The sequence below is a fragment of the Vibrio sp. OPT46 genome (assembly GCF_015163535.1).
Classification (GTDB): domain Bacteria; phylum Pseudomonadota; class Gammaproteobacteria; order Enterobacterales; family Vibrionaceae; genus Vibrio; species Vibrio alginolyticus.
This window is the reverse complement of record NZ_JADDYG010000895.1, coordinates 1-229: the sequence shown is the minus strand read 5'-3', so window position 1 is coordinate 229 and position 229 is coordinate 1. Positions and strand designations below refer to the sequence as shown.

Below are 229 nucleotides of genomic sequence, written 5' to 3'. Positions count from 1 at the left end.
TTAATATCAGCACGATCAATGTCAGCGTTATCGTAATCAAGGTCAGTGCCGCGAACACTAGTTAAGTTTGCCGAATTGGAGCGTAACGTGTCAATAGTTCCGGAGTTCGCGTCTATGGAATTGACGTTGATGTTGTTGAGGTTGCTGGTTCCATTCAAATCGAGTCTAAATACAGGGTTTTCTCGGTCCACAATGCTAGATACTTCAAGGCGGTCCATATTATCGACAT

Annotated in this window: 1 protein-coding gene; it reads right to left on the bottom strand. The window is 43.7% G+C overall.

The features are described from left to right. A partial coding sequence (locus IQR33_RS36175) for a hypothetical protein (RefSeq protein ID WP_228014243.1) occupies positions 1-229 on the bottom strand: 229 nt, incomplete at both ends.